The following is a 1392-nucleotide window of genomic DNA, read 5'->3' on the forward strand; positions in this document are numbered from 1 at the left end:
GGGAGTGTAAATCTAACGGCGGATCCGACGATCATGGGAGAGACGTCAAGTGACTGACACCGCCGTGGAGTTGGAGACCGTGGAGCCTGTCGAGAGTGCCCAGTTGGGGCAGCCTGCGCCCGTGTCCGACGAGCAACTGGTCGCGATGCTGGTGGAGCGGGCCCGGTCGGAGGGGCTGCAGCTGACCGGGCAGGGTGGGCTGCTGCAGCAGCTGACCAAGCGGGTCTTGGAATCTGCCCTGGAAGGTGAGATCACCGATCACCTCGGCTACGAGAAACACGATGCGGCCGGCCGGGGCAGCGGCAACTCCCGCAACGGAAGCCGGGCCAAGACCGTGCTGACCGACGTCGGGCCGGTCGAGGTCAAGGTGCCGCGGGACACCTCGGGCACGTTCGAGCCGCAGATCGTCAAGAAGCGGCAGCGGCGGCTGACCGGGGTCGATGAGATGGTGCTGTCGCTGTCCGCGAAGGGGCTCACACACGGCGAGATCTCCGCCCACCTGGCCGAGGTCTATGGGGCCGAGGTGTCCAAGCAGACCATCTCCACCATCACCGACCAGGTCATGGAGGGCATGGCCGCCTGGCAGAGCCGCCCGCTGGACCGCGTCTACCCGGTCCTGTTCGTCGACGCGATCAACGTGAAGATCCGCGACCAGCAGGTCGCCAACCGGCCGATCTACCTGGTCATGGCGGTGACCGTGGAGGGCGAGCGGGACATCCTCGGCATCTGGGCCGGCGACGGCGGCGAGGGGGCAAAGTACTGGCTGCAGGTGTTCACCGAGTTGAAGAACCGCGGCCTCGAGGACGTGCTGATGCTGGTCTGCGACGGACTGAAGGGCCTGCCCGACGCGGTGGAGACCGTCTGGCCTCGAACGATTGTCCAGACCTGCATCGTCCATCTCCTGCGCAACTCGTTCCGTTACGCGGCCCGCCAGGACTGGGACAAACTCGCCAAGGCCCTCCGGCCCGTCTACACCGCGCCTACGGCCGAGGCGGCCGAGGAACGGTTCTTGGAGTTCACCGAGGTCTGGGGAAAGAAGTACCCGGCGATCGTGAAGCTGTGGTCGGACGCCTGGGCGGAGTTCGTCCCCTTCCTCGCCTACGACGTGGAGATCCGCAAAGTCATCTGCTCGACGAATGCCATCGAGTCGGTCAACGCCCGCATCCGCAAGGCCGTGCGGGCTCGCGGCCACTTCCCGACCGAAGCCGCCGCCCTCAAATGCGTCTACCTCGCGCTGATGAGCCTCGACCCGACCGGCAAGGGCCGGCGCAGGTGGACCATGCGCTGGAAGGCGCCGCTGAACGCCTTCCAGATCGCCTTCGACGGCCGACTGAACCCAAGCAACCGCTGACCACCTCAACAACCAAGATCAGCCGTTAAGTTGACACTCCC

1 protein-coding gene is annotated in these 1392 nt (G+C 66.2%); it reads left to right on the plus strand.

Translation table 11 applies throughout. The features are described from left to right. The first annotated feature begins 145 nt into the window (after positions 1-145). The gene (locus AB0950_RS40385; protein ID WP_366780813.1) at positions 146-1351 is read left to right on the plus strand and encodes an IS256 family transposase; all 1206 of its coding nucleotides are present in this window, start codon (positions 146-148) and stop codon (positions 1349-1351) included. Positions 1352-1392: the final 41 nt, after the last annotated feature.

The organism is Streptomyces sp. NPDC007189 (assembly GCF_040703635.1).
Lineage (GTDB): Bacteria > Actinomycetota > Actinomycetes > Streptomycetales > Streptomycetaceae > Streptomyces.

Bases quoted from the DNA above. Each gene is read 5' to 3' on its own strand.
- AB0950_RS40385 (WP_366780813.1), top strand. From the start codon at position 146: ATGCTGGTGGAGCGGGCCCGGTCGGAGGGGCTGCAGCTGACCGGGCAG.